The organism is Rhodoplanes tepidamans (assembly GCF_030813915.1).
Lineage (GTDB): Bacteria > Pseudomonadota > Alphaproteobacteria > Rhizobiales > Xanthobacteraceae > Rhodoplanes > Rhodoplanes tepidamans.
Genome location: NZ_JAUSUJ010000005.1, coordinates 56,995 through 82,430 on the forward strand (window position 1 = coordinate 56,995; position 25,436 = coordinate 82,430).

General features: G+C 69.5%; 23 protein-coding genes, 1 tRNA gene and 1 pseudogene. 16 read left to right on the forward strand and 9 right to left on the reverse strand.

The genetic code is table 11. The features are described 5' to 3' along the window. Positions 1 to 165 precede the first annotated feature (165 nt). Entirely contained in the window at positions 166 to 1,536 is a 1,371-nt protein-coding gene (locus J2S22_RS07715) for an SLC13 family permease (RefSeq protein ID WP_272776642.1), read from the forward strand. A 42-nt stretch (positions 1,537 to 1,578) separates the two neighbouring features. Here J2S22_RS07715 and J2S22_RS07720 read toward each other — a convergent pair whose 3' ends face one another. The 3 genes from J2S22_RS07720 to J2S22_RS07730 form a co-directional block, all read right to left on the reverse strand. Further along, complete coding sequence (locus J2S22_RS07720; RefSeq protein WP_272776641.1) at positions 1,579 to 3,594, reverse strand: methyl-accepting chemotaxis protein; 2,016 nt, start codon at positions 3,592 to 3,594, stop codon at positions 1,579 to 1,581. A 148-nt stretch (positions 3,595 to 3,742) separates the two neighbouring features. Further along, positions 3,743 to 4,006: a hypothetical protein gene (locus J2S22_RS07725; RefSeq protein ID WP_272776640.1), complete on the reverse strand. Its 264-nt coding sequence runs from the start codon at positions 4,004 to 4,006 to the stop codon at positions 3,743 to 3,745. A 187-nt stretch (positions 4,007 to 4,193) separates the two neighbouring features. After that, positions 4,194 to 4,269, reverse strand: a tRNA-Ala gene (locus tag J2S22_RS07730). A 364-nt stretch (positions 4,270 to 4,633) separates the two neighbouring features. Between J2S22_RS07730 and J2S22_RS07735 the strand changes: the two genes are divergently transcribed. The 4 genes from J2S22_RS07735 to leuB all read left to right on the forward strand — a co-directional run bounded on the left by J2S22_RS07735 (position 4,634) and on the right by leuB (position 7,450). Continuing rightward, positions 4,634 to 4,924, forward strand: coding sequence for a YggT family protein (locus J2S22_RS07735; RefSeq protein ID WP_272776639.1), 291 nt, complete (start codon positions 4,634 to 4,636; stop codon positions 4,922 to 4,924). Beyond that, positions 4,921 to 5,286: a DUF167 family protein gene (locus J2S22_RS07740; RefSeq protein WP_272776638.1), complete on the forward strand. Its 366-nt coding sequence runs from the start codon at positions 4,921 to 4,923 to the stop codon at positions 5,284 to 5,286. The genes J2S22_RS07735 and J2S22_RS07740 overlap by 4 nt, the downstream gene beginning before the upstream one ends. Then, positions 5,283 to 6,167: a bifunctional methylenetetrahydrofolate dehydrogenase/methenyltetrahydrofolate cyclohydrolase FolD gene (gene folD / locus J2S22_RS07745; protein WP_272776637.1), complete on the forward strand. Its 885-nt coding sequence runs from the start codon at positions 5,283 to 5,285 to the stop codon at positions 6,165 to 6,167. The genes J2S22_RS07740 and folD overlap by 4 nt, the downstream gene beginning before the upstream one ends. Before the next feature lie 167 nt (positions 6,168 to 6,334). After that, complete coding sequence (gene leuB / locus J2S22_RS07750) at positions 6,335 to 7,450, forward strand: 3-isopropylmalate dehydrogenase (RefSeq protein WP_272776636.1); 1,116 nt, start codon at positions 6,335 to 6,337, stop codon at positions 7,448 to 7,450. A gap of 167 nt (positions 7,451 to 7,617) precedes the next feature. Here the strand turns inward: leuB and J2S22_RS07755 are convergent, their stop codons facing one another. After that, positions 7,618 to 7,962 carry a hypothetical protein gene (locus tag J2S22_RS07755; protein WP_272776635.1) on the reverse strand — a complete coding sequence of 115 codons (345 nt, stop codon included), beginning with the start codon at positions 7,960 to 7,962 and terminating at the stop codon, positions 7,618 to 7,620. Positions 7,963 to 8,115: 153 nt separating this feature from the next. Beyond that, positions 8,116 to 8,901: a hypothetical protein gene (locus J2S22_RS07760; RefSeq protein ID WP_272776634.1), complete on the reverse strand. Its 786-nt coding sequence runs from the start codon at positions 8,899 to 8,901 to the stop codon at positions 8,116 to 8,118. A gap of 154 nt (positions 8,902 to 9,055) precedes the next feature. Between J2S22_RS07760 and J2S22_RS07765 the strand changes: the two genes are divergently transcribed. Both J2S22_RS07765 and J2S22_RS07770 read left to right on the forward strand, forming a co-directional pair. Continuing rightward, complete coding sequence (locus J2S22_RS07765) at positions 9,056 to 10,090, forward strand: aspartate-semialdehyde dehydrogenase (RefSeq protein WP_272776633.1); 1,035 nt, start codon at positions 9,056 to 9,058, stop codon at positions 10,088 to 10,090. A 188-nt stretch (positions 10,091 to 10,278) separates the two neighbouring features. Continuing rightward, entirely contained in the window at positions 10,279 to 10,920 is a 642-nt protein-coding gene (locus J2S22_RS07770; RefSeq protein WP_272776632.1) for a DsbA family protein, read from the forward strand. Between the two features lie 283 nt (positions 10,921 to 11,203). On the opposite strand, the gene J2S22_RS07775 is transcribed toward J2S22_RS07770, so the two are convergent. Further along, positions 11,204 to 11,818: a peroxiredoxin gene (locus J2S22_RS07775; protein ID WP_272776683.1), complete on the reverse strand. Its 615-nt coding sequence runs from the start codon at positions 11,816 to 11,818 to the stop codon at positions 11,204 to 11,206. A 226-nt stretch (positions 11,819 to 12,044) separates the two neighbouring features. Between J2S22_RS07775 and J2S22_RS07780 the strand changes: the two genes are divergently transcribed. Continuing rightward, the gene (locus tag J2S22_RS07780) at positions 12,045 to 13,082 is read left to right on the forward strand and encodes a hydrogen peroxide-inducible genes activator (protein WP_272776631.1); all 1,038 of its coding nucleotides are present in this window, start codon (positions 12,045 to 12,047) and stop codon (positions 13,080 to 13,082) included. 209 nt (positions 13,083 to 13,291) lie between these two features. On the opposite strand, the gene J2S22_RS07785 is transcribed toward J2S22_RS07780, so the two are convergent. From J2S22_RS07785 to J2S22_RS07795, 3 genes are read right to left on the reverse strand one after another with little or no spacing between them, the layout of a single operon-like run. Further along, positions 13,292 to 13,621 (reverse strand): BTB/POZ domain-containing protein, encoded by a 330-nt coding sequence (locus J2S22_RS07785; protein WP_272776630.1) that lies wholly within the window; start codon positions 13,619 to 13,621, stop codon positions 13,292 to 13,294. Positions 13,622 to 13,634: 13 nt separating this feature from the next. Next, positions 13,635 to 14,516: a prephenate dehydratase gene (locus tag J2S22_RS07790; RefSeq protein ID WP_272776629.1), complete on the reverse strand. Its 882-nt coding sequence runs from the start codon at positions 14,514 to 14,516 to the stop codon at positions 13,635 to 13,637. Between the two features lie 35 nt (positions 14,517 to 14,551). Further along, complete coding sequence (locus J2S22_RS07795) at positions 14,552 to 15,307, reverse strand: 3-deoxy-manno-octulosonate cytidylyltransferase (protein ID WP_272776628.1); 756 nt, start codon at positions 15,305 to 15,307, stop codon at positions 14,552 to 14,554. 171 nt (positions 15,308 to 15,478) lie between these two features. Here J2S22_RS07795 and J2S22_RS07800 point away from each other — a divergent pair. The 8 genes and pseudogenes from J2S22_RS07800 to J2S22_RS07835 form a co-directional block, all read left to right on the forward strand. Next, a pseudogene (locus tag J2S22_RS07800) lies at positions 15,479 to 16,012 on the forward strand (c-type cytochrome); the annotation flags it as partial. 529 nt (positions 16,013 to 16,541) lie between these two features. Beyond that, entirely contained in the window at positions 16,542 to 18,452 is a 1,911-nt protein-coding gene (locus J2S22_RS07805; RefSeq protein WP_272776627.1) for an extracellular solute-binding protein, read from the forward strand. Positions 18,453 to 18,667: 215 nt separating this feature from the next. Further along, a complete protein-coding gene (locus tag J2S22_RS07810) occupies positions 18,668 to 20,515 on the forward strand; it encodes an extracellular solute-binding protein (RefSeq protein ID WP_272776682.1) in 1,848 nt (615 codons plus the stop codon). Positions 20,516 to 20,675: 160 nt separating this feature from the next. Next, positions 20,676 to 21,791, forward strand: a complete 1,116-nt coding sequence (locus tag J2S22_RS07815; protein WP_272776626.1) for a microcin C ABC transporter permease YejB — start codon at positions 20,676 to 20,678, stop codon at positions 21,789 to 21,791. Between the two features lies 1 nt (position 21,792). Beyond that, positions 21,793 to 23,007, forward strand: coding sequence for an ABC transporter permease (locus J2S22_RS07820; RefSeq protein ID WP_272776625.1), 1,215 nt, complete (start codon positions 21,793 to 21,795; stop codon positions 23,005 to 23,007). Between the two features lie 49 nt (positions 23,008 to 23,056). Further along, positions 23,057 to 23,296, forward strand: coding sequence for a hypothetical protein (locus J2S22_RS07825; RefSeq protein WP_272776624.1), 240 nt, complete (start codon positions 23,057 to 23,059; stop codon positions 23,294 to 23,296). Then, positions 23,289 to 23,771, forward strand: a complete 483-nt coding sequence (locus J2S22_RS07830; protein WP_272776623.1) for a type II toxin-antitoxin system VapC family toxin — start codon at positions 23,289 to 23,291, stop codon at positions 23,769 to 23,771. The genes J2S22_RS07825 and J2S22_RS07830 overlap by 8 nt, the downstream gene beginning before the upstream one ends. Beyond that, positions 23,768 to 25,396 carry an ABC transporter ATP-binding protein gene (locus J2S22_RS07835; RefSeq protein ID WP_272776622.1) on the forward strand — a complete coding sequence of 543 codons (1,629 nt, stop codon included), beginning with the start codon at positions 23,768 to 23,770 and terminating at the stop codon, positions 25,394 to 25,396. The genes J2S22_RS07830 and J2S22_RS07835 overlap by 4 nt, the downstream gene beginning before the upstream one ends. The last annotated feature ends 40 nt before the right edge of the window (positions 25,397 to 25,436 follow it).

The following is a 25,436-nucleotide window of genomic DNA, read 5'->3' on the forward strand; positions in this document are numbered from 1 at the left end:
AACTTCGCAGTGGTCGAGCGCCGCGTGGCCTGTCACATGCATGGGTTCCGCCCCCGTCGGAGGTCGACCCGTGCCCGCCCGTTCCGCGCTCCTGCGCCGCCTGCCCGCCCCTACCCTGCCCCGCCCGGCCGTGTCCATGCCGGCCCCGTTCCGGGCGGCCCGCTGATGGCCGCGTGGAAATCGGCCGTCGTCGCCGTCCCGGTGATCGCGCTGGCGATCGCGGCCGCGGTCCAGCACGCCGGCGGCGGCCACAGCCTGTGGCTCGCCTTCTTCGTCGTCCTGGCGACCGTGCTGATGTGGGCGACCCGGGTGGTCCCCGAATATCTCGCCGCCTTCGTGTTCTTCGTGATCTGCGCCATCGGGCTCGTGGCGCCCGCCTCGGTGTTCCTGTCCGGCTTCACCGGGCCGGCCGCGTGGCTCGTCTTCTCCGGCTCGGTGATCGGCGCCTCGCTCGGCCACACCGGTCTCGCCGACCGGCTCGGCGCCAGGCTCGCGGCGATCGCCAACGGCTCGTTCCGGGCCGTGATCGCCCGGGTCGCCGTGTTCGGCACCGCGCTCGCCTTCCTGATGCCGTCCGGCATGGGCCGAATCTTCCTGCTGGCGCCGCTGCTCGCCGCCTTTGCGCAGCGCGCCGGCCTGCCGAAAGGCTCGCGCGGCCGCGCCGGCGTGATGCTGGCCGGCCTCTACGGCACGTTCTTTCCGGCAATGGGCATCCTGCCCGCCAACGTGCCCAACAACGTGCTGGCCGGCCTGCTCGAGACCACCGGCCTCGGGGTGCCGAGTTTCTCGGAATATCTGCTGCTGCACTTTCCGGTGATCGGGATCGCCAAGCTCGCGCTGCTGATCGGGCTGCTCACCGTGATGTTCCGCGACGTCGCCCCGGTGCCGGCGCCGGAGACCGAACCGCCGCCCCCGATGACCACCGGCGAGAAGCGGCTCACCGCGCTGCTCGTCGCCACCATCGGCCTGTGGCTCACCGACAGCCTGCACGGCGTCTCGGCCACCTGGGTCGGCATGGCAGCCGCGGTGGTGTGCCTGTGGCCCGGCACCGGGCTCCTGCCGGCCAATCCGATGAAGAGCGTCGCCTTCGAGCCGATCGTCTACGTCGCCGGCGTGGTCGGTCTCGGCGCCGTGGTCGGCCATACCGGGCTCGGCACCAGGCTCGGCGAGCTGCTCGCCGGCGTCATCGCGCCGCTCGCCGGCAATGCGGTCGCGAGCTATGTCGGGCTGGCCGCCATCGCGGCCGGGCTGGGGCCGCTGGTCACCGCGGTCGGCGTGCCGGCGATCCTCACCCCGATCGCGCCCGTGCTGGCGACCGCGACCGGGCTGCCGATCGCCACCGTGACGATGAGCCAGGTGCTCGGCTTCTCGACCATCTTCCTGCCCTACCAGGCGCCGCCGCTCGCCGTCGCCGTGCAGATCGGCGCGCTGCCGGTCCGCGAGGCGGTGCGGGCCTGCCTGGCACTGGCGCTGCTCACCATCCTGCTGCTGTGGCCGCTCGACGTCCTGTGGTGGATGCTGCTCGGACGGCTGTGAGCCGCCCGGCCGTTGCGGCGGGCCGCCGCTGCAGCGGCGGCCTCAGGCGACCTTGGCCAGGAACTCGTCGACCGAGGCCTGGAGGTTGCGGGCGGCGCCGGCGAGCTCGCCGGTCGCGCCCAGAACCTCGCCGGCGGAGCGGCTCGCTTCGCCGATCGCCCCCGTTACGGTGGTGATGTTGCCGGCGAGGCTGCTGGCACCGGCCGCCGCCTGGGCGACGTTGCGCGAGATCTCGTTGGTGGCCGCGCCCTGCTCCTCGATGGTCGCGGCGATCGAGCCGGTGAAACGGCCGATCTCGTCCATGGTCGCGGTGATGCGGCCGATCGCCTCCACCGCCTCGCCGGTCGAGGTCTGAATGCCGGCGACCTGGGAGGCGATGTCCTCGGTCGCCTTGCCGGTCTGGCTCGCCAGCGTCTTCACCTCGGAGGCGACCACCGCGAAGCCCTTGCCGGCCTCGCCGGCGCGGGCCGCCTCGATGGTGGCGTTGAGAGCGAGGAGGTTGGTCTGCTCGGCGATCGCCTTGATCAGACCGACGACGTCGCCGATGCGGTGCGCCGCCTGGGCCAGCGTGGCAACCTGCTGGTTGGAGCGGTTGGCGAGCGCCGTCGCCTCGGAGACCACCTTGTTGGCCTGGTGGACCTGGCGGCCGATCTCGGCCACCGAGGAGCCGAGCTCGTCGGCCGCCGAGGCGACGCTCGACACGTTCTCGGCCGCCTGCTCGGAGGCCTGGGCGGCGTCGCCGGCCTGCTGGGTGGCCGAGGCCGCGACGGTGTCGAGGGACGACGCGGTGCCTTCGAGCTTCCTCACGCTGGTGTCGACCGCGGCGAGCACGTCGCGCACCTGCCCCCGGAACGCGGCGATCAGGCTCTCGACGTGCTTCTGGCGGGCGGTCTGGTCGGCGCGGGCGCGGTCCTCGGCAGCCATGCGCTCGATCGCCGAGACGCGGAAAACCTCGATGGAGCGCGCCATGGCGCCGAACTCGTCGGTCCGATCGATGTTCGGCACCGTGATGTCGTAGCGGCCGTCGCGCATCTCTCCCATGGCACTCGACAGCCCGCCGATCAGATCCCGGATGGTGCGCAGGACGATGCGGCTCATCACCACGACGGCCAGGATGGCGCCGACCGTGAGGACGAAATAGAGGACGATGTTCCACCATGCGTTCGACAGCCGGCGGTCGGCTTCGGCGACGCTGCCGTCGAGGCTCGCCGAGATTAGCTTGGACATCGTCGGAAGGAGCACCTGGTTGACGGCATCCCAGGCCTTGACGTCGGCCTCCGAGGCCTTCTGGCCGGCGTTCTTCAGCGCCAGCGCCTGCAGCTCCGCATAGCGGCTGCCGTTGGCCCGCAGGAACTCACGATACTGCGCGACGACGTCGGGCAGCGCGTAATCCTCGAGAAGACGGCCGTAGCTGCCCTGGTGGGCGGCCGCTTCGGTCAGCATCAGGAAGGCCGGCCCGGGCAGGCCGCCTTCGCGCAGCGCGCGCTCGCCGTTGTTGCGCGAGACCAGGCTCGCGCTGTTGTACTTGAGCAGGGCGAACAGGCCGAGGATGCGACGCGACAGCCCGTCCTCGGCGGTCACCACGGCGGTGCGACCGATCAGCTCGATGCCGATGCCGGCCAGCGGCGCCCGGAACGCCGGGATGTCGGACAGAGCAGCGGACTTGGCGTCCATGCGGGCGCGGTGCCCCGCCTGCTGGCCGAGCCGCTCGTCGATGGCGCGCAGATAACCGCGGATCGCCGGGTCCTCCGGCGCCACCGCGGCGACCGTGTCCTGCAGCGCCTTGTAGCTCTGGTCGGTCGACCGGCGCTGTGCGTCGAGCGCCGCCTTGTCGGTGCGGCCGAGCAGCCACTCGCGCTCCGCCGCCCCTTCGGCCGGAAACCCGAAGGCGACGAACCGGGTCACCGAGACGGCGAGCTGCAGCATCCGGTCCGCCTCGGACAGGGCAGCGTATTTGAGCCACTGCTCGTAGGTGAGACGGCCGGCGAACAGCGTCAGCACCAGAACCGGGACGATGCTGACGATGAGGAGAAGCTTGGCGAAGGGGATGCTGCGCACGGCTCTGACGACCTCGGCTGGCGGGGGCCCCGAGATCTATAGGCCGCAGAGGTAAATGAACCCCTGCCACCAAGCCGTGCTGCGGATTGCGACCACCCACGATGTGGTGCGGTCCGGCCGCCAGGACCGGCACCGCTGCCGCGGCGGATCACTCCGCCTGGATCAGCGTGGCGACGCAGTCGACCGGGTCGTAGACCGAGACCTGCAGCACCGGAAAGCTCTTCTTGATCACGCGGCCGGCCTGCTCGGCGGCCTCGATGGTCGGGAACGACCGCTTGGTCTGGCGGTCGACCTGGAGCAGGTAGCGGCCGGTCTCGGGCTGGTGGCGCTGCGATCGCGTCTCGGCCGCGGCGGCAGCCGGCTCCGGAGCCACGAGCTTCGTGAGGGTCTTGCCCCCCGCGCGGGTCGCCATGTGTGGAATTCCTTCACAAGAGTCCAAGAGGGCAGGTCTGTCGCGGCGCGGCCAGCCGAACCTGGTCCGGCGGGGAAACGACGCATCACGACATACGAACACAATGCCGACCGGCTCGGCGACAGACACCCGCTCCGCGCCGTATGGCTGCGGATCGACGCTGCGCGACGGATCGGACCGGATGGGATGGTGGAGCCGAGGGGATTTGAACCCCTGACCTCCGCAGTGCGATTGCGGCGCTCTCCCAACTGAGCTACGGCCCCGCCGCTCGCGGCCGCAAGGGCGGCGAGCCATCAGGTGGCGCCATTTACGGGTCCGGTCCGGATGGTGTCAAGGATTGTCGGGGGCCTGTGCAGGAAGTCTCTCCGGCGTGGCTTCCGCGCCTCGCCGGCACCGCCTGCAGGCGCGGGCCGCCGACCGGATCGGGCGAATCGCCCGCCGGCGGGCCGATCACGTGCCGCCGGCCGGGACTCTCCCCGGTTACGACGGACCGCCGGTGAAGGACGTTTACCAGCGGCGTTCTTGGGCCTTGCCGGTGCGGGACCGGGACGGTACACGTCGCTCGGCCCGGGCCCGCCGCATCCGCGCGCCGCCGGCGCATTGCGATCACCCGACGAGACCCGAGAGATGATTGAATTCCTAGGTTTCATCAGCACGCTGCTGACGCTGTACGTCTACATCCTGATCGCTTCGGCGGTGCTGAGCTGGCTGATCGCGTTCAACGTCGTCAACACGCGCAACCAGGCCGTGTCGGTCATCGGCGAGTTCCTGTACCGGATCACCGAGCCGGTGCTGCGGCCGATCCGGCGGGTGATGCCGGATCTGGGCGGCATCGACATCTCGCCCGTCATCATCATCCTGGTGATCTTCTTCATCCAGTCGGTGATCCTGCCGAACCTCGCCCGGGCGCTGGTGTGACCGAGCCCGCGGCCGCCTCGTCGGCCGATTCGCCGGCCGAGTCGGGGTCTCCCTGGGTTGCGGCGCCGGACGGGCTGGTGGTGACGGTGCGCCTGACCCCGCGGGGCGGCCGCGACGCCTTCGACGGCGTCGAGCGGCTCGCCGACGGTCGCGCCGTGCTGAAGGCGCGGGTGCGGGCCGCCCCGACCGAGGGCGAGGCCAACGCCGCGCTGATCAAGCTGTTTTCCAGGGCCCTGAAGGTGCCGGCCCGCGCCGTCGCGCTCACCGCCGGCGACACCTCCCGCATCAAGCGAATCAAGATCGCGGGCCCGTCCGCCGTCCTCGCCGACGCGCTCGCCCGCCTGTCCGGAGTCTCCGCATGACTGCTCGTCTGATCGATGGAAAAGTGGCGTCCGAGGCCGTCCGGGCCTCCGTCGCCGCCGAGGTGGCCCGCCTCTCCGCCGCGCACGGACTCGTGCCCGGCCTCGCCGTGGTGCTGGTCGGCGACGATCCGGCGAGCGCGGCTTACGTGCGCAGCAAGGGCAAGCAGACGGTGGCCGCCGGGATGCGCTCGTTCGAGCACCGGCTGCCGGCGACCGCCACCCAGGACGAGGTTCTCGACGTCGTCGCGAAGCTCAACGCCGATCCGGCCGTACACGGGATTCTCGTCCAGCTTCCGGTGCCGAAGCAGATCGACCCGCATGCCGTGATCCTCGCCATCGATCCGCGCAAGGACGTGGACGGGCTGCACCCCTTCAGCGCAGGCCTGCTGGCGAGCGGGATGCCCGGCCTGGTGCCCTGCACGCCGCTCGGCTGCCTGTACATGGCGAAGACCGTGCATCCCTCGCTCGACGGCCTGGAGGCCGTGGTGGTCGGCCGTTCGAACCTCGTCGGCAAGCCGGTGGCGCAACTGCTGCTGCGGGAGAACGCCACCGTCACGGTGGCGCATTCGAAGACCCGCGACCTGCCGGCCGTCTGCCGCCGGGCCGATCTCCTGATCGCCGCGGTCGGCCGGCCCGGCATGATCCGGGGCGACTGGATCAAGCCGGGCGCCACCGTGATCGACGTCGGCATCAACCGGGTGCCTACTCAGGACGGCAAGGGCCGGCTCGTCGGCGACGTCGCCTTCGACGAAGCCCTCCAGGTCGCCGGGGCCGTCACCCCGGTCCCGGGCGGCGTCGGGCTGATGACGGTGGCGTTCCTGCTGGTCAACACGGTCCGGGCCGCCTGCGCCGCAGCGGGATTGCCGGCGCCGACGATCTAGAGAACTCTCGCCCGGGCACGGCCGACCCCTTCCCCTCTCCCCTCGCGGGAGAGGGTTCGGGATGCCTTGCCAAGCGCCGAGCCGCGAATTAGCACTCGCCCGTCACAATCGCGCCGGCCGGCGACGGCGGCTCTGTCCCGAACAATCGACCCCCTACAAGGCGAATCATGGCGACGTACAAGCTCCTCCTGCTTCCCGGCGACGGCATCGGCACCGAGGTGATGGCCGAGGTGAAGCGACTGATCGCCTGGATGAACCAGCACGGCCTCGGCACGTTCGAGACCGAGGAAGGGCTGGTCGGCGGCGCCGCCTACGACGCCGAGGGCGTCGCCATCTCGGACGCCACCATGGCGCGGGCCCAGGCCTCCGACGCCGTGATCTTCGGCGCGGTCGGCGGGCCTAAATGGGCCGACGTGCCCTACGAGGCGCGGCCCGAGGCCGGCCTGCTGCGGCTGCGCAAGGACCTCGCGCTCTACGCCAATCTGCGCCCGGCGATCTGCTACCCGGCGCTCGCCGACGCCTCCTCGCTCAAGCGCGAGGTGGTCGACGGGCTCGACATCATGATCGTGCGGGAGCTCACCGGCGGCGTCTATTTCGGCGAGCCGAAGACCATCGTGGATCTCGGCAACGGCCAGAAGCGCGCCATCGACACCCAGGTCTACGACACCTACGAGATCGAGCGCATCGGCCGGGTCGCCTTCGAGCTGGCGCGCAAGCGCCGCAACAAGGTGGCGTCGATGGAGAAGCGCAACGTCATGAAGTCCGGCGTGCTCTGGAACGAGGTGATGACCGCGCTCCACGCCCGCGAGTTCAAGGACGTCGAGCTCGAGCACGTGCTGGCCGACGCCGGCGGCATGCAGCTGGTGCGCTGGCCCAAGCAGTTCGACGTGATCGTCACCGACAACCTGTTCGGCGACCTCCTGTCCGACGTCGCCTCGATGCTCACCGGCTCGCTCGGCATGCTGCCGTCGGCCTCGCTCGGCGACGTCGATCCGGCGACCGGCACCCGCAAGTCGATGTACGAGCCGGTGCACGGCTCCGCCCCCGACATCCAGGGCAAGGGCATCGCGAACCCGATCGCCATGCTGGCGTCGTTCGCGATGGCGCTACGCTACTCGTTCGGGCTGGGCAAGGAGGCCGACTTCATCGAGACGGCGATCGCCAACACGCTCGACAAGGGCCTGCGCACCGCCGACATCAAGTCGGAGGGCACGACCGTGGTCGGCACCCGCGAGATGGGTCAGGCCGTGATCGACGAGGTGGCGCGACTTTCGCAGGCATGAGGCGTTTCTCGACCCTCTCCTGTGGGGAGAGGGTCGGGCGCGAGCGCAGCTCGCGACCGGGGTGAGGGGCGTTTGCGCCGATGGCTGGCCTCGGCCCCCTCACCCGGATCTCGCGCCGCGCGAGATCCGACCTCTCCCCGCAGGGGAGAGGTGAGATAGGCCGCGGCTCAGTACCGAGAGTAGCCCGGGATGTCGAACTGGCCGGGCAGCGGCGAGCGCGACCACGAGCCCGGGAAGGCGTTGTTGTCCATCCACTGCGGGAAGATCGTGTAGGACGGCGACAGCGCGTAGTCGTGGTAGTGCTGGCTGTTGGGCAGCGGCTCGCGGCCGGGATCCAGGAACGAGCGCTTGCGCACCGTGATCCGCGACGACGGCCGGCCGTTGTAGTCGGCCACGATGTCGTAGGTCCGGGCCTGGCGCCGCTTGGTCGCGGCCTCCGCCTCCGGCGCGGAGAACAGCACGGACAGAAGCCCGGCGGCGGCAGCGCAGGCGACGAAGGTCATCGGGCGCATCGGATCCTCGCAAGCGTTTCGAACGCGAATATCGTTCTTACCGTCGATTCCGGTAGCACGACAAGGCAACGACCGCGTTAACGCCGGGTTCCTGTCGACTTCTCGCCTACCTGTGGCGCCACTGCTGCACCCGGCGGGATTCTGCCGGGCGGCCTAGTAGTTCCGCCGCGGCGCGTAGGGGCTGGCCTTGCGGGCGACGGCCGGGTCGGGGCCGCGCGGATCCGACGTCTGGACCACCGGCGCGGCCGCGCAGACCGGCCCCCTCGCCGCCCCGGCCCGCACGAAGGCATCGGCCTCGCGGGACGGCAGCGGCCGCTCCGGCACGAGTCCGTCGAGCAGGCAGGCGACGTGATGGGGCGACGGCCGGGCGCCGTCCGCCTCGCAGTACCAGCCCTTGAGGTAGACGGCCGAGGTGGTGAACCGGCTGAGGAAGGCGAGGCACTGCTTGCGCAGGCCGTCGGCGTAGAAGACGGCATCGACGGCACGCACCTCCCCGAACCGGGTCTCCAGATCCCAGAAGCTCTGGCCGAACCGGCCCGAGACCTGGCGCGGCACCGGCATGCTGCTGATCTCGCGGGGGATATCGGTCTCGCCGAGCCAGTTCGCCGGGGGCAGGACCAGCGCGACCGTGAGGTCCTGGTCGCGGCCGTGGACCTGGCCGTACTGGCGCAGGTCGACCCGGCCGATGCCACGGCTCGCCACCACCATGCCGCGCGTGCCGAGGCGGTCGAGCGACGGGACGGCGACGCGGAAGGCGGCGGCGTCCTCGGTCCGGGTGAGCTGATAGCTCGACACCCGCAGGATGGCGAGGCCGATCAGGCCGAGCACCAGGGCGCCGACCAGATAGAACGAGTATCGGACGAGGATGCCGACCGTCGAGACGGCCGCGGTGAGCGGCGAGCGGCCGGAGCTGTCGTGGCCGAGAAACGGGGTGGTCATGAAACGCGCCAAAGCCTATATCGGGCCTCCGCGCACCCATCGCCGGATCGCGGCCGAGCCATGCGTTGTCTCGCCCGCCGTTCTCGCCTAGAAGCGGTTGCGCTTTCGTGTCTCCCGGAACGAGACCGAGGGATATTAATCCTGGGAGTAAACTATGGGTTACAAGGTCGCTGTCGTCGGCGCCACGGGCAATGTGGGCCGCGCGATGCTGGAGATCCTCGCCGAGCGGCAGTTCCCGGCCGACGAGGTGGTTGCGATCGCGTCCCGGCGGAGCCAGGGCGTCGAGGTCTCCTACGGCGACAAAACCCTGAAGGTCAAAGCCCTCGAGCACTACGACTTCACGGACGTCGACATCTGCCTGATGTCGGCGGGCGGCTCGGTGTCGAAGGAGTGGTCGCCGAGGATCGGCGCCCAGGGCGCCGTCGTGATCGACAACTCGTCGGCCTGGCGCTACGACGCCGACGTGCCGCTGATCGTGCCCGAGGTGAACGCCGACGCGGTGGCCGACTTCCGCAAGAAGAACATCATCGCCAACCCGAACTGCTCGACCGCGCAGCTCGTCGTGGCGCTGAAGCCGCTGCACGACCACGCCGTGATCAAGCGCGTCGTCGTGTCGACCTATCAGTCGGTGTCGGGCGCCGGCAAGGACGCGATGGACGAGCTGTTCGCGCAGACCAAGTCGGTCTTCACCCTCGACGAGATGCAGGTGAAGAAGTTCCCGAAGCGGATCGCCTTCAACCTGATCCCCCAGATCGACGTGTTCATGGAGGACGGGTACACGAAGGAAGAGTGGAAGATGATGGCCGAGACGAAGAAGATTCTCGACCCGAAGATCAAGCTCACCGCGACCTGCGTGCGGGTGCCGGTCTTCGTCAGCCACTCCGAGGCCGTGAACATCGAGTTCGAGAAGCCGATCACGCCCGACGAGGCGCGGCAGATCCTGTCGACCGCGCCGGGCTGTCTGGTCATCGACAAGCGCGAGCCGGGCGGCTACGTGACGCCCTACGAGGCGGCCGGCGAGGACGCGACCTATATCAGCCGCATCCGCGAGGACGCGACGGTGGAGAACGGCCTCGTGCTGTGGTGCGTCTCCGACAACCTGCGCAAGGGCGCCGCCCTCAACGCCGTGCAGATCGCCGAGTGCCTGCTCAAGCGCGGCCTGCTCGAGCCGAAGAAGAAGGCGGCCTGAGGCGACACGCCGGGCGACCGGCCAGACGATCCGAAGCCCGGCCGAGGGCGATCCTCGCGCCGGGCTTCGCTTTTCCCGACGCGCCGCGCGGCGCGCGGTCCCCAAGAAGACTGCCCTGCCTGGAAGCGCCCTTTCGGACGTCCTGCCCCCGCCGGTGGTGTCCGCCACCGCCCCGAAGGAGCCCCGCCATGAGCCCCCGCCCGCTCACCTGCCTGTTCGACCCGCTGTGCGGCTGGTGCTACGGCGCCGCCCCGGCCCTGCGCCGCCTCGCCGCGCGGCCGGACGTCGCCCTCGCCGTGCGGCCGACCGGCCTGTTCGCCGGGCCCGGCAGCCGGGCCATGACCGACGCCTTCGCGGACTATGCCTGGTCGAACGACCAGCGCATCGCGAAGCTGACCGGGCAGCCCTTCACCGACGCGTATCGCGACTCCGTGCTGTCCGACCGCGTCCGCCGCTTCGATTCCGGCCCGGCGACGCTGGCGCTCGGCGCCGTCGCCATGACGGCGCCGGCGCGCGAGATCGACGCGCTCGCCGCCATCCAGTCGGCCCGCTATGTCGACGGCCGCGACGTCACTGCCACGGCCGTGCTGGCGGACATCCTGGCCGGCCTCGGCCTCGCCGAGGCCGCCCGGCTGGTCACGGCGCCGACCGCGGTCCTGTCGGCATTCAACGACGAGCGGATCGCCGGCGCCCGGGCCCTGATGCAGGCGGTGGGGGCGCAGGGCGTTCCAGCCCTGGTGCTGGGCGGCGACGCCGGGACGCGGCTCCTCGACGCCGGCCTCCTGTTCGCCGGCCCGGAGAAGCTCGCCGCCGCGCTGGCCGCGGAGTAGCTCAGCAGGCGTCGATCAGCCGCGTCCCCGACGTCGTCCACGACCGGGACGACGCGCAGCATTGCTGGCGACCGCGCTGCGGCGAATGGGGCGATGCCACTCTGCCGGCACCTTCGTCGCCGCGGATGGCGGCGGCACCGGCGGGACCCTCGCCGATGAGCAGGACCGCCGCCCCGTGCGCTCGCCCGCCACCGCCGCGAAGCGCCGGTGCTTCGCCGAAAACGCCACGGGGGGCGCTTTCGGCGCCCCCCGGAACGACGGATCGAATCGACAGAGATCGGGATCAGTCGAGCGTCTTGAGCGAGAAATACCAGTCGGCGGTGTCGAGCCCCTCGTGCATGCGCCTCTCCGCCGCCTCCGTGGTGGTCGGCGCGCCGAGCAGAACCTTGTCGCCGGGTTGCCAGCCTTCGGGAGTCGCCACGCCGTTCGCGACACTGGTCTGCAACGCCCTCACCAGCCGCAGAATCTCGGCGACGCTGCGGCCGTTGGTCATGGGATAATAGATCATCGCGCGCAGGATGCCGTTCGGATCGATGACGAAGGTCGTGCGCACTGCCGAAGTGTCCGAAGCGCCGGGATGAATCATTCCATAGGCGTTCGCCACCCGCATCGACAGATCCTCGATGATCGGAAACGGAATCTCGACGTCGAACTTTTCCTTGACGCTGCGCACCCAGGCGACATGCGAAAAGATGCTGTCGATGGAGAGCCCAAGCAACGCACAACCGAGAGCGTCGAACGCCGGCGCCGACCTGGCGAAGGCGATGAACTCGGTGGTGCAGACCGGCGTGAAGTCCGCCGGATGAGAGAACAGCACCAGCCACTTGCCGCGATAGTCGGCGAGCGACCGGGGTCCATGGGTGGTCATGGCATTGAAGTCGGGAGCTGGCGCATTCATGCGCGGCAGCGACGCGACCACGGGGGGTTGGGCCTGCGTGGACCGGGGGACAGCGACGGCCGGAGCCACGGCGGCGGTCGCGGCGGCCGGAGCCACGGTGGAGGCGGCATCACAACTCATCGGAGAACCTCTTGGAATTCCCTGTTCGGTAGACGCACCCTACGGACCTGTGCGCAGTTGCAGAAACGAACAATTCCGGCTTCTGTGATCGAGAGAGGCGATCAACATGAAGCCGCTGCCCAATCTGCGCCAACTGCGTTACCTGGTCTCGCTGGCGGAACATCTCCATTTCGGCCGCGCCGCCGACGCCTGCGCCGTCACCCAGTCGACACTCAGTGCCGGAATCCGCGAACTGGAGGCGATCCTCGGCGTGACCGTCGCGGAACGCACCAAGCGCTCCGTTCTGATCACGCCGATCGGGCGTCGCATCGTCGAACGCGCGCATGCGTTGCTGCGCGACGCCGAGGCGCTGGTGAGCATCGGGGCGAGCGCCACCAGGCCGTTGACCGGCCAGCTGGAGCTCGGCGTCATTCCCACCATCGGTCCGTTCCTGCTGCCGGAACTGCTTCCGCACATCGGCCGGCACTACCCCGATCTCAAGCTCATCCTTCGCGAGGACAAGACCAACGCGATCCTAGACCGCCTCGGTGACGGCCGGCTCGATCTGGGTTTGATCGCGTTTCCGTACGTCACCGAGGGATTCGAAGCCCTGCCCTTGTTCGACGACCCGTATTGGTTCGCCTGTCATCGGCGCCACCGTCTGGCCGCCATGCCGAGCATCGGCGAGGCCGATCTGGCGGACGAGGGCTTGATGCTCCTGGAACGGGACCATTGCCTGCACAGCCACGCCCTGCCGCTGCTCGCGGCACTGCCGAAATTGGCCCAGACGACGTTCTCGGCGACCAGTCTCCACACACTGGTGGCCATGGTGGCGGCCGACCTCGGCGCGACGCTGCTGCCGGAACTGGCGATCCGCGCCGGCATCCTTCACGGCGACTCAGTGGCGATCTGCCCGCTGGCGGACGGCGCGCACGCGCGCAGGATCGGCCTCGTCTGGCGAAAGCAATCCGTACGGGCCGACGAGTTCCGCATCCTCGGCGACCTCATCAGCGATTGGGCGGCAACGGCGCTGTCGCCGCCGGAGCGGCGGCGCTCGGGCGAGCGCGGCGCCGAGATCTCGCGGCCGAGGTCGGCGCGATCGTCGCGCGGCGTGGGCCACAAGAAGGTCACAAGAAAGACTAGCCCGGTCTTCTCACAGAGTTGAGGCGCACCGGGGCTCGCAAGCCTCCCGCCGAAGCGGTGCGCCGGCGCGCCGGTTCAAAGGAGTTCCGTTGGATCACGCCGGCCTCCCGGAGCCGCCGGCGCCGTGCGATCGCCAAGGCGTGGTGGATCGGCCGCGGGGCCAATCCGCGCTTCGTCGTCATTCGTCGACTCGGTCCGAGGTCGGCGCGCAGCGGCTCCAAGGCGCCGCCCTCACCATTCCGCCGTCAGATCCTCGTACACGTCGAGCTGGACGGCGCCGCCGAGCACCTGGCGCCACGCCTGCAGGAAGCTCTGGATGCGCAGGTCGCCGGCGATGCGCTGGCGGCTCATCTCCATCGCCTCCGGGGTCTCGTAGGCGATCTCCTGGATGAACTGGGCGGGATCGTCGACATTGCGCAGGAGTCGCGTCGAGGTGCCGCCCAGCAGCCCGTAGAACGGCGCCGTCGCCTGCACGACGGAGCGCACATAGGCGGGATCCGCCGAGGGCAGCGTCACCTTGAGAAACAGGATTCTCCGCACGCTCCCGCCGGTCGCCGCCATCGCCCGCCCCCGCTCAGGTCGCAGCGACCTCCGGCTGCGACCGTTTGGCGAACGTAGCGCGGATCGGGTGCGCCGGATAGACGCCGAGAATCTTGAGCGATTTCGGCTGGGTGAAGAAGGCGAGCTCCTCCAGCGCGAGCTTGAGGCCGCGCTCCTCCGGATGCCCCTCGACGTCGGCGTAGAACTGGGTGGCGGCGAAATTGCCCTCGACCATGTAGCTTTCCAGCTTGGTCATGTTGATGCCGTTGGTGGCGAAACCGCCGAGCGCCTTGTAGAGCGCGGCCGGAATGTTGCGCACCTGGAACACGAAGGTGGTGATCACCGGCCCGTTGTTCGGCTCGACGACGGCGGGCTCCTTCGAGAGCACGATGAACCGCGTCGTCGAATGCGCCTCGTCCTCGACGTTCTCGGCCAGGATGTCGAGCCCGTAGATTTCGGCGGCGAGGCGCGACGCGATGGCGCCGCGGGTCCTGTCGCCCGCCTCGGCGACGATGCGGGCGGCGCCGGCCGTGTCGGCCGCGACCTTGGTGACCACGCCGATCTTGCGAAGGAAGCGGCGGCACTGGCCGAGCGCCATGATGTGGCTCTCGACCGTCTTCAGCCCGTCCAGCGTCGCGCCTCTCGGGGCCATGAGCTGGTTGCGGATCGGCAGGAACCACTCGGCGACGATGCGCAGGCGCGAGGTCGGCATCAGGTGGTGGATGTCGGCAACCCGGCCGGCGACCGAGTTCTCGATCGGGATCATGCCGAGCGCTGCCTTGCCGGACGAGACCGCCACGAAGGCGTCCTCGAAGGTCGGACACGGCATCGGCACGAAGTCGGGATAGGCTTGGCGGCAGGCGATGTCCGAGTTGGCGCCCGGCTCGCCCTGAAAGACGATTTTCTTCTGGTCCATGATGGCCTCGGGTTTCGCGCCGGGAGGCGGGCGAGTCAATCGAAGTGTCGACCGGGCGCCGCGAGAATCGTCCGTGCGGCGGCGAGATCGTCCGGGGTGTCGACGCCGAGCGGCACCGAATCCACCAGCGTCACGTCGATCCGCAGGCCGGCCTCGAGTGCCCGCAGCTGCTCCAGCTTCTCGCGCTTCTCCAGGGCCGACGGCGGCAGGGCGACGAAGCGGGCGAGCGCGGCACGGCGGTAGGCGTAGAGGCCGATGTGGTGGAGGAGCGGGCCGTCGCCCCACGGCGCGGTCGCGCGGGTGAAGTAGAGGGCGCGCAACCGCCGGTCCGCGACCGGGCTGCCGACCACCTTGACGACGTTCGGGTTGGTCCGCTCCTCCTCGCGCCGGATCTCGGCGGCCAGGGTCGCGATGTCGACCGAGGGATCGTCGAGCGGCCGCACCGCGGCGGCGAGATCGGCGGGATCGAGGGTGGGCAGGTCGCCCTGGACGTTGACGACGATCCCGAAGCGGCCGTCCGGGTCGATCGCCTGCAGGGCCTCGAAGATGCGGTCGGACCCGGAGGGATGGTCGGCCCGGGTCGTCACGGCGCGGCCGCCGGCGGCCTCGACGGCGGCGCGGATCCGCTCCGAATCGGTCGCCACGACGACGGGCCCGATCCCGGCCGCCGCCGCCCGCTCGAAGACGTGCACGATCATGGCCTTGCCGCCGATGTCGGCGAGCGGCTTGTCGGGGAGCCGCGTCGCCGCCAGCCGGGCCGGGACGAGAACGACGATGTCGGTTGCGGACATGGGAAAGCGCCGGATCGTGGGACGGCGAGGGCGCCGTTCCGCGGCCGCGAACCGCGGCCTTCGGCGGCGCTTATACGTGTTGCAAGGTCGCTCGCAAACCCGCTATGTCTGCCCGGAACCTCGTGCGGCGACCCCCGCCGTAGACGCTCTCGCCCCCGGAGCCCGTGCGCGATGGATTCCTACGAAGTCAACAAGATCGCCGGCGCCGTGCTGTTCAGCGCCGCCTGCGTGGTCGCCCTCAACATCACGGCCGGCATCATCTTTTCGGCGCCGGTCCCGGAGCAGCCGGGCTACGCCATCGCGGTGGCCGGCGCCCCCGAGGCCCCGAAGGCCGCCGAGGCCCCGGCCGAGCAGCCGATCACGGCGTTGCTCGCCACCGCGAGCGCCGAGCGCGGCGCCAGCGCGGTCCGCAAGTGCGAGTCCTGCCACACCTTCAACAAGGGCGGCGCCAACAAGGTCGGCCCCAACCTGTGGGGGGTGGTCGGCCGCCAGCACGCGTCGCACGCAGGCTTCAAGTATTCGGCCGCGATGGCCGCGAAGACCGGACCGTGGACGATCGAGGAGCTGAACGCCTTCATCCAGAACCCGAAGGCGGCCGTCCCGGGCACCGCGATGTCGTTCGCCGGGGTGCCGCGGGCGAGCGAGCGGGCCGACATCCTCGTCTATCTCAACCAGCAATCCGACAACCCGCAGCCGCTGCCCACCACCACGGGCGCCGCCTCGCCGGAGCCGGCGCCGCCGGCCCAGCCGCAGCCCGGCAACCAGGGCGCCCAGCCCAACGCCCCGGCCGAGGCCGCGCCGCCAAAGCAGTGAGGCGGGTCGCTTTTCGGAAGCGCGCCATCGTCCCGGGGCGGCGCAAGCGCCGAGCCCGGGACCGATAGCCCCTGTCTTTCGTGAGCCACTTTCACTGGGCGTGTGAAGTCCGGGCTCGCGGCGCTTTCGGTCCGCGCCCCGGAATGACGATGATGGCCAGCCCTCTCGCAGGCGGGCATCCGGAGCACCTCGCCGTGTCGCCCCCGGATCCCCGCCTTCGCGGGGGACGAGCGGCATTCGCGGGCTCGGCTGTCTCGCCCTTGCGCCTCGCTCCGTCCAACCCGCCGAGATTGCCAACATTTAACCCGTTTCGGCGCGCCGCGGCTGGCGGACGCACATCCCAAAACCGACATATTCGGTTAGAACCGTCGGTCGAGCCGTCTCGAGGCTGTCTCGGGAGGCCCTCCCTGGGAGACGTTCCTTGCGCCTGACCCGCCGTGACCTGATCCGCTCGACCGCGATCGCGGCGGCGACGCCCGCCCTGGCCCCGCTCGCCGGGATCGCCCCGGCCGCCCTCGCCCAGACGGGCGGCGGCGAAGCCCCCGCGAAAGGCGCCTGGCGGCACGGCGTGTCGCTCTTCGGCGAGCTGAAGTACCCGCAGGACTTCAAGCACTTCGACTATGTGAACCCGGCCGCCCCGAAGGGTGGCACGGTGCGCCAGATCGCCATCGGCACGTTCGACAACTTCAACGTCGTCGTCTCGGGCGTGAAGGGCAATCTCGCCGGCCCGGTGTTCTTCACCTACGAGACGCTGATGACGCCTGCCCTCGACGAGGTCTCGACCGAGTACGGGCTGCTGGCCGAGGCCGTCTCCTATCCGGCCGACTACGCCTCCGTGACCTACCGGCTGCGGGCGAACGCGCGCTGGCACGACGGCCGCCCCGTGACGCCCGAGGACGTCATCTTCTCGCTCGACGCCTTCACCAAGAACCATCCGCAGTTCGGTGCCTACTACCGGCATGTGACCAAGGCGGAGAAGACGGGCGAGCGCGACGTGACCTTCACGTTCGACCAGCCGGGCAACCGCGAGCTGCCGCAGATCGTCGGCCAGCTCCGCGTCCTTCCCAAGCACTGGTGGGAGGGCACCGACGCCTCCGGCCGCAAGCGCGACGTCACGCAGACGACGCTCGACGTGCCGCTCGGCAGCGGCGCCTATCGGATCAGGGAGTTCTCGCCGGGCCGCACCGTCGTGCTGGAGCGGGTCAAGGACTACTGGGGCAAGGACCTGCCGGTCGCGGTCGGCCGCGATAATTTCGACGAGCTCCGCTACGAGTATTTCCGCGACACCACGGTGGCGCTCGAGGCGTTCAAGGGCGACGCGGTCGACTGGCGCACCGAGAACTCCGCCAAGGACTGGGCGACCGCCTACGACTTCCCGGCCGTCAAGGAGGGCCGCGTGATCCGGGAGGAGTTCCCGATCCGCAGCTCCGGCGTCATGCAGGCCTTCGCGTTCAACACCCGGCGCGACAAGTTCAAGGACCGCCACGTCCGGCGGGCGTTCAACTACGCGTTCGACTTCGAAGACATGAACCAGGCCATGTTCTTCGGCCAGTACAAGCGCATCGGCAGCTATTTCGAGGGCATGCCCGACCTGATGTCGTCCGGTCTGCCGCAGGGCCAGGAGCTCGCCATCCTGGAGACGGTGCGCGACAAGGTGCCGCCCGAGGTGTTCACCACGCCCTACACCAACCCGGTCGCCGGCTCCCCGGAGGCGGTGCGTGCCAATCTCCGCGAGGCGCTGCGGCTGTTCAAGCTCGGCGGATACGAGGTGCGCGACCGCAAGCTCGTCAACGTCAAGACGGGCGAGCCGATGGCGGTCGAGTTCCTGCTCTCGTCGCAGACCTTCGAGCGGCTGGTGCTGCGCTATCAGCCGTCGCTGGAGCGGCTCGGGATCGCCGTGTCGGTGCGCACCATCGACCCGACCCAGTACGAGAACCGCATGCGCACCTGGGACTTCGACATCATCGTCGACTCCTGGGGACAGTCGCTGTCGCCCGGCAACGAGCAGCGCGGCTTCTGGGGCTCGCAGGCGGCCGACCAGCCGGGCTCGCAGAACTCGGTGGGCATCAGGAATCCGGCGGTCGACGCGTTGATCGAGAAGGTGATCTTCGCCAAGGATCGGGCCGAGCTGGTCGCCGCCACCAAGGCGCTCGACCGCGTGCTGCTGTGGAACTTCTACGTCGTGCCGCAATGGACCTACGGCAAGGTTCGGACCGCGCGCTGGGACCGCTTCGGCCGACCCGAGACGATGCCGACCTACGGCGCCTCCGCATTCCCGACGATCTGGTGGTGGGACGCGGCCAAGGCCGCCAAGACCGGCGGCCGTTCGTGAGCCGGGGCGAGCGCCACGAGGGGCTCTTCCTTGCACCCCTCCCCGCGTCCGGGGAGAGGTCGAATGTCGCACCGCAGGCGCCAGATCGGGGCGAGGGGGCCTCGGAGCTGGAGCCGCAGCGCCACCTCACCCGTCCCGCTGCTGCGCCGCGAGCGGACCTCTCCCCGCCGGCGGGGAGAGGCAGCGCCGGCACGTGGCCGAGCCGCCGCGAGTTCCTGATCACGTCCGCAGCCGCCGGTCTCGCGGCCGCGAGCGGCCTCGCCGGCCGGCCGGCCACCGCTGCCGCCGAGGCAGGCGAGACGCACGGGCTCTCGGCCTTCGGCGACCTCAAGTATCCGGCCGACTTCCGTCGTTTCGACTACGTCAATCCGGACGCCCCGAAGGGCGGCACCTTCTCGCTGATCGGCTCGACCCGGCAGTTCAACCAGAACTTCCTCACCTTCAACTCGCTGAACAGCTGGATCCTGCGCGGCGACGCGGCGCTCGGCATGGAGCTCACCATGACGAGCCTGATGGCACGCGCCACCGACGAGCCGGACGCCATGTACGGGCTCGCCGCCCGCGCCGTGCGGGTCGCACCGGACGGCCTCGCCTACACGTTCGTGCTGCGGCCCGAGGCGCGCTTCCACGACGGCACCCGGATCACGGCGCCCGACGTCGCCTGGTCGCTGGCCACGCTGAAGGAGAAGGGCCACCCGATCATCACGCAGCTGCTGCGCGACATGATCGGTGCCGAGGCCGAGGGCGACGACCTGGTCACGGTGCGGTTCGCGCCGGGGCGTGCGCGCGACGTGCCGCTGTTCGCGGCCTCCCTGCCGATCTTCTCGCGCACCTATTACGCCGACCGCGCGTTCGACGAGACGACGCTCGACGTACCGCTCGGCTCGGGGCCGTACAGGGTCGGCCGCTTCGAGCCCGGCCGTTACATCGAGTACGAGCGGGTCAAGGACTGGTGGGCGGCCGGCCTGCCGGTCTCGGTCGGTCAGTACAATTTCGACACGGTGCGCTACGAGTTCTACCGCGACCGCGACGTCGCCTTCGAGGGCTTCACGGGGAAGAGCTACCTGTTCCGCGAGGAGTTCACGTCGCGCATCTGGGCGACCCGCTACGACTTTCCGGCAATCCGCGACGGCCGCGTCAAGCAGGCCGTGCTGCCCGACGACACACCCTCCGGCGCGCAGGGCTGGTTCCTCAACATCCGGCGCGACAAGTTCAAGAACCCGAAGCTGCGCGAGGCGCTGATCGTCGCCTTCGACTTCGAGTGGGCCAACAAGTCGCTGATGTACGGCTCGTACCAGCGCACCCATTCGGTGTTCCAGAACTCCGACATGATGGCGACCGGCCGGCCGGAGGGCGCCGAGCTCGCACTGCTGGAGCGGTTTCGGGGCCAGGTGCCGGACGAGGTGTTCGGCGAGCCGTTCGTTCCGCCGGTGTCGGACGGCTCGGGCCAGGACCGCGCACTGCTGCGGCGCGCCTCGCAGCTCCTGCTCGAGGCCGGCTACCCGGTGAAGAACGGCAAGCGCGTCGCGCCGAACGGCGAGCCGGTGACGATCGAGTTCCTGCTCGACGAGCCGGCCTTCCAGCCGCACCACATGCTCTACATCAAGAGTCTCGCCGTGCTCGGCATCGACGCGACGCTGCGCATGGTCGATCCGGTGCAGTTCCGGGCCCGCGTGGACGCCTTCGACTTCGACGTGACGATCCAGCGGTTCAGCTTCTCGACCACGCCGGGCGACACGCTGCGCTCCTATTTCTCCTCGCAGTCGGCGGCGCTCAAGGGATCCCAGAACCTCGCCGGCATTTCCGACCCGGTGATCGACCAGCTGATCGAGGCGGTGATCGCGGCGAACACCCGGGCCGACCTCGTCGTCGCCGCGCGGGCGCTCGACCGCGTCATCCGGGCCGGCCGATACTGGGTGCCGCAATGGTACAAGGCGTCGCACTGGCTCGCCTACTGGGACGTGTTCGACCGCCCGCCGACGAAGCCGCGCTACGCCCGCGGCGCACCGGAGACCTGGTGGTGGGACGCCGCCAGAGCGGCGAAGACCGAGGGGAAGGGATAGAGTACCGGTAGACGAGCGCACGGGCCGCGCCCTTCGAGGCTCGGCCTTCGGCCGAGCACCTCAGGACGAGGGGCGAGGACGGAACTGCTCCTCGTCCTGAGGAGCCCGCGCAGCGGGCGTCTCGAAGGACGTGGCCACCGAACGGAACCGAACACCAGAGATGACCGCATACATCGTCCGCCGCCTCCTGTTCATGATCCCGACGCTGCTCGGCATCATGCTGGTGTCGTTCGTCGTGGTGCAGTTCGCGCCGGGCGGCCCGGTCGAGCGGGTGATCGCCCAGATCTCGGGCTCCGACACCGGCGCGACCTCGCGCATCTCCGGCTCCGCCGGCGGCGACTTCGGGGCGCGCGGCCAGCCGCAGGGCGGCGCCCAGATGGACGCCACGTCGTCGAAATACCGCGGCGCGCAGGGCCTCGACCCCGAGTTCATCAAGAATCTCGAGCGCCAGTTCGGCTTCGACAAGCCGGCCTGGGAGCGCTTCTACATCATGCTGAAGAACTACATCACCTTCGACTTCGGCAAGAGCTACTTCCGCGACGTGAGAGTGATCGACCTGATCAAGGAGAAGCTGCCGGTGTCGATGTCGCTCGGCATCTGGATGCTGCTCCTCACCTACCTGATCTCGATCCCGCTCGGCATCCGCAAGGCGGTGCGCGACGGCTCGCAGTTCGACGTGTGGACGTCCGGCATCATCATCATCGGCTACGCGATCCCGGGCTTCCTGTTCGCCATCCTGTTGATCATCCTGTTCGCCGGCGGCTCGTTCTTCGACTGGTTCCCGCTGCGCGGCCTGACCTCCGACAACTGGGACCGGCTCGCCTGGTGGCAGAAGATCCTCGACTACTTCTGGCACCTGGTGCTGCCGATCCTGTCGATGGGCATCGGCGCCTTCGCCACCATGACGCTGTTGACCAAGAACTCGTTCCTGGACGAGATCCGCAAGCAGTACGTCCTCACGGCGCGCGCCAAGGGCTGCACCGAGCGGCAGGTGCTCTACGGCCACGTGTTCCGCAACGCCATGCTGCTGATCATCGCCGGGTTCCCGGGCGCCTTCGTGTCGGCGTTCTTCTCCGGGGCGCTGCTGATCGAGACGATCTTCTCGCTCGACGGGCTGGGGCTCCTCGGCTTCGAGAGCGTGCTCAACCGCGACTATCCCGTGGTGTTCGCCACCCTCTACATCTTCTCGCTGGTCGGCCTGATCGTGAACCTGATCTCCGACCTCACCTACACCTGGGTCGATCCACGCATCGACTTCGAGACCCGGGAGGTGTGACATGGACGCACCCAGCGCCACCCCCCGTCCAGCCGAACGCGCCGCGGCCGAAGGGCGCGAGCCCGAAACCACCGCCGTGGCGCCGACCGGGCTCGCCGTCACGCCCGAGCGGCGGCCGCTGGCCGTGTCGCCGATCACCCGCCGGCGCTGGCAGAACTTCAAGGCCAACCGGCGCGGCTTCGTCTCGCTCTGGGTCTTCCTCGTGCTGTTCGTGCTGTCGCTGTGCGCCGAGTTGATCGCCAACGACCGGCCGTTCCTGATCCAGTACGACGGGCACTGGTACTTTCCGGTACTGGTCGACTATCCCGAGACCACGTTCGGGGGCGACTTCGAGACCACGGCGGACTATCGCGACCCCTATCTGAAGCAGCAGATCGCCGACAAGGGCGGCACCATGTGGTGGCCGCCGATCCGCTACTCCTACAACACCCACAACCTCGACCTGCCGACCCCGGCCCCCTCGCCGCCGACCTGGATGCTGACCGAGGCCCAGTGCAAGGCCGTGGTGGAGCGCAAGGGGCTCCAAGGCTGCCGCGACCTCGAATACAACTGGCTCGGCACCGACGATCAGGGCCGCGACGTCGTCGCACGGCTGATCTACGGCTTCCGCCTCTCGGTGCTGTTCGGCCTCTGCCTCACCATCGTGTCGTCGGTGGTCGGCATCGCGGCCGGCGCCGTGCAGGGCTATTTCGGCGGCTGGACCGACCTTTTGTTCCAGCGCTTCATCGAGATCTGGACCTCGGTGCCGTCGCTCTACCTGCTGCTGATCATCTCCTCGGTCCTGGTGCCCGGCTTCTTCGTGCTGCTCGGCATTTTGCTCCTGTTCTCCTGGGTGTCGCTGGTCGGCCTGGTTCGAGCGGAATTCCTGCGCGGGCGAAACTTCGAATACGTGCAGGCGGCGCGTGCGCTCGGCGTCTCCAACACGCTGATCATGTTCCGCCACCTCTTGCCCAACGCCATGGTGGCGACGCTCACCTTCCTGCCCTTCATCCTGTCGTCCTCGGTGATGACGCTGACGGCGCTGGACTTCCTCGGCTTCGGCCTGCCGCCCGGCTCGCCCTCGCTCGGCGAGATGCTCGGCCAGGGCAAGGCCAACGTCCAGGCGCCCTGGCTCGGCCTCACCGCCTTCTTCACCGTCGCCGTGATGCTGTCGCTGCTGATCTTCATCGGCGAAGCGGTGCGCGACGCCTTCGACCCGCGCAAGGCGTTCGGGTGAGTCTTTTCGCGTTTCGCGCTATGATGGCCGTGGCCGAAGGAGGCCGCCCATGAACAAGATCGTGCGAGAGAACTACCCCGCCTCGAAGCTGCCGGAGGAGCTGCGCCCGAGCGCGGATCCGGACGCCCGAGTCCGGGTCACGATCGAGGCGCCGGAGCCCGCGGCCGACCAGCAGTCGGCGCGGCCACCGACACTCGAGGAAATCTGGGCACGCCGACAGCCTCCGTTCCGGACCAAGGACGAGATCGACGCACAGATCCGGGCAGATCGAGACGAATGGGATGACTGACTCTTTCGATCACCCGTTCGTCTATGTCGACGCGAATCCGTTCATCTACTTCGTCGAAGGAGACACCGACATCGCCGAGCCGGTCCGCGGCATTTTCGAGCTGTTGAAGACGCGGCCCGGTCTCGGCGTGACGAGCGAGCTCACGCTCGCAGAGGTTCTCCCGAAGGCACGCTCGCCGATCCATCATCGCAATTTCGTCGAGCTGATCGTCTCGAGCAAGGTCTTCGGGCTCGTTCCGGTCGACCGCGACCTTCTGCTCGAAACCGCGGACTATCGCCGGGCCGCATCCCGGACGGATATCGACGGCAGGCGGATCATGCCAAAGCTGCCCGACGCAATTCACGTCGTCTCGGCTGTTCGAAGCAGGTGCCGGGCGATCCTGTCGAACGACGACCGGTTGACTCTTCCGCCCGGACTGCAGCGGTTCAAACCCGATGTCGGCGGAATCGCGGAGCTCGTCGAGGTGCTGCCATGACCACCCCCCTCCTCTCCGTCAGCGATCTCTCGGTCGCGTTCCGCCAGGGCGAGCGGCAGATTCTCGCCGTCGACCGGGTCTCGTTCGAGCTCGCCGCCGGCGAGACGCTGGCGCTGGTCGGCGAGTCGGGCTCGGGCAAGTCGGTGACGGCGCTGTCGGTGATGAAGCTCCTGCCCTATCCGGCGGCGAGCCATCCTTCGGGAACGATCACGTTCAAGGGTCGGGAGCTGATCGGCGCGACCGACGACGAGATGCGCAAGGTGCGGGGCGACGACATCTCGATCGTGTTCCAGGAGCCGATGACCTCGCTCAACCCGCTCCACACCATCGAGAAGCAGATCGCCGAGATCCTCCTGCTCCACCGTGGCCTCACCGGTGAGCCGGCGCGACGACGGATCGTCGAGCTGCTGGACCAGGTCGGCATCCCGGATCCGGAAGGGCGGCTCGGCAGCTATCCGCATCAGCTGTCCGGCGGCCAGCGCCAGCGCGTGATGATCGCCATGGCGCTCGCCAACGAGCCGGATCTCCTCATCGCCGACGAGCCCACCACGGCGCTCGACGTCACGGTGCAGGCGCAGATCCTCGCACTGCTGAGGGACATCCAGCGCCGGCTCGGCATGTCGATGCTGTTCATCACCCACGATCTCGGCATCGTCCGCAAGATCGCCGATCAGGTCTGCGTGATGAAGCAGGGCCGGATCGTCGAGCACGGCGCCGTGGAGCGGGTGTTCACGTCGCCCGAGCATCCCTACACGCAGGAGCTGCTCGCCGCCGAGCCGAAACCCGATCCGGCGCCGCTGCAGCCGGACCAGCCGGTCGTCGTCGAGACGAAGGATCTCAAGGTCTGGTTCCCGGTGAAGCGCGGCGTGATGCGGCGCGTCGTCGGCCACATCAAGGCCGTCGACGGCATCGACATCGCCGTACGCAAGGGCGAGACGCTCGGCATCGTCGGCGAGTCGGGTTCCGGCAAGACCACGCTGGGCCTCGCGATCCTGCGGCTGATCTCCTCGCAGGGCCCGATCGTGTTTCTCGGCAACGAGCTGCAGGGCCTGAAGTTCGAGCAGATGCGGCCGTTCCGGCGCGACATGCAGATCGTCTTCCAGGATCCGTTCGGCTCGCTCTCCCCCCGCATGTCGATCGCCGACATCATCGCGGAGGGCCTGTGGGTCCACCATCCGAAGATGCCGGCGGCCGAGCGAGAGCAGCGGGTGATCCGGGCTCTCCTCGACGTCGGGCTCGATCCGGAGTCGCGCTTCCGCTATCCGCACGAGTATTCGGGCGGGCAGCGCCAGCGCATCGCGGTCGCCCGCGCCCTGGTGCTGGAGCCGACCTTCATGGTGCTGGACGAGCCGACCAGCGCGCTCGACATGCTGATCCAGTCGCAGATCGTCGACCTGCTGCGCGACCTGCAGAGGCGCCGCAACCTCACCTATCTGTTCATCTCGCACGACCTGCGGGTCGTCGCCGCGCTCGCGAGCCGCCTCGTCGTGATGCGGAACGGCAAGGTGGTGGAGGAAGGCCCGGCCGCGCAGGTGTTCAACGCGCCGAAGAGCCCCTACACGCGCGCCCTGTTCGCCGCCGCCTTCAATCTCGACATCGCCCCCGAGGGCGTGGTGGCGCAGTGAGCGCCTCGCCTTCCGCTCGTCCCCGCGAAGGCGGAGACCC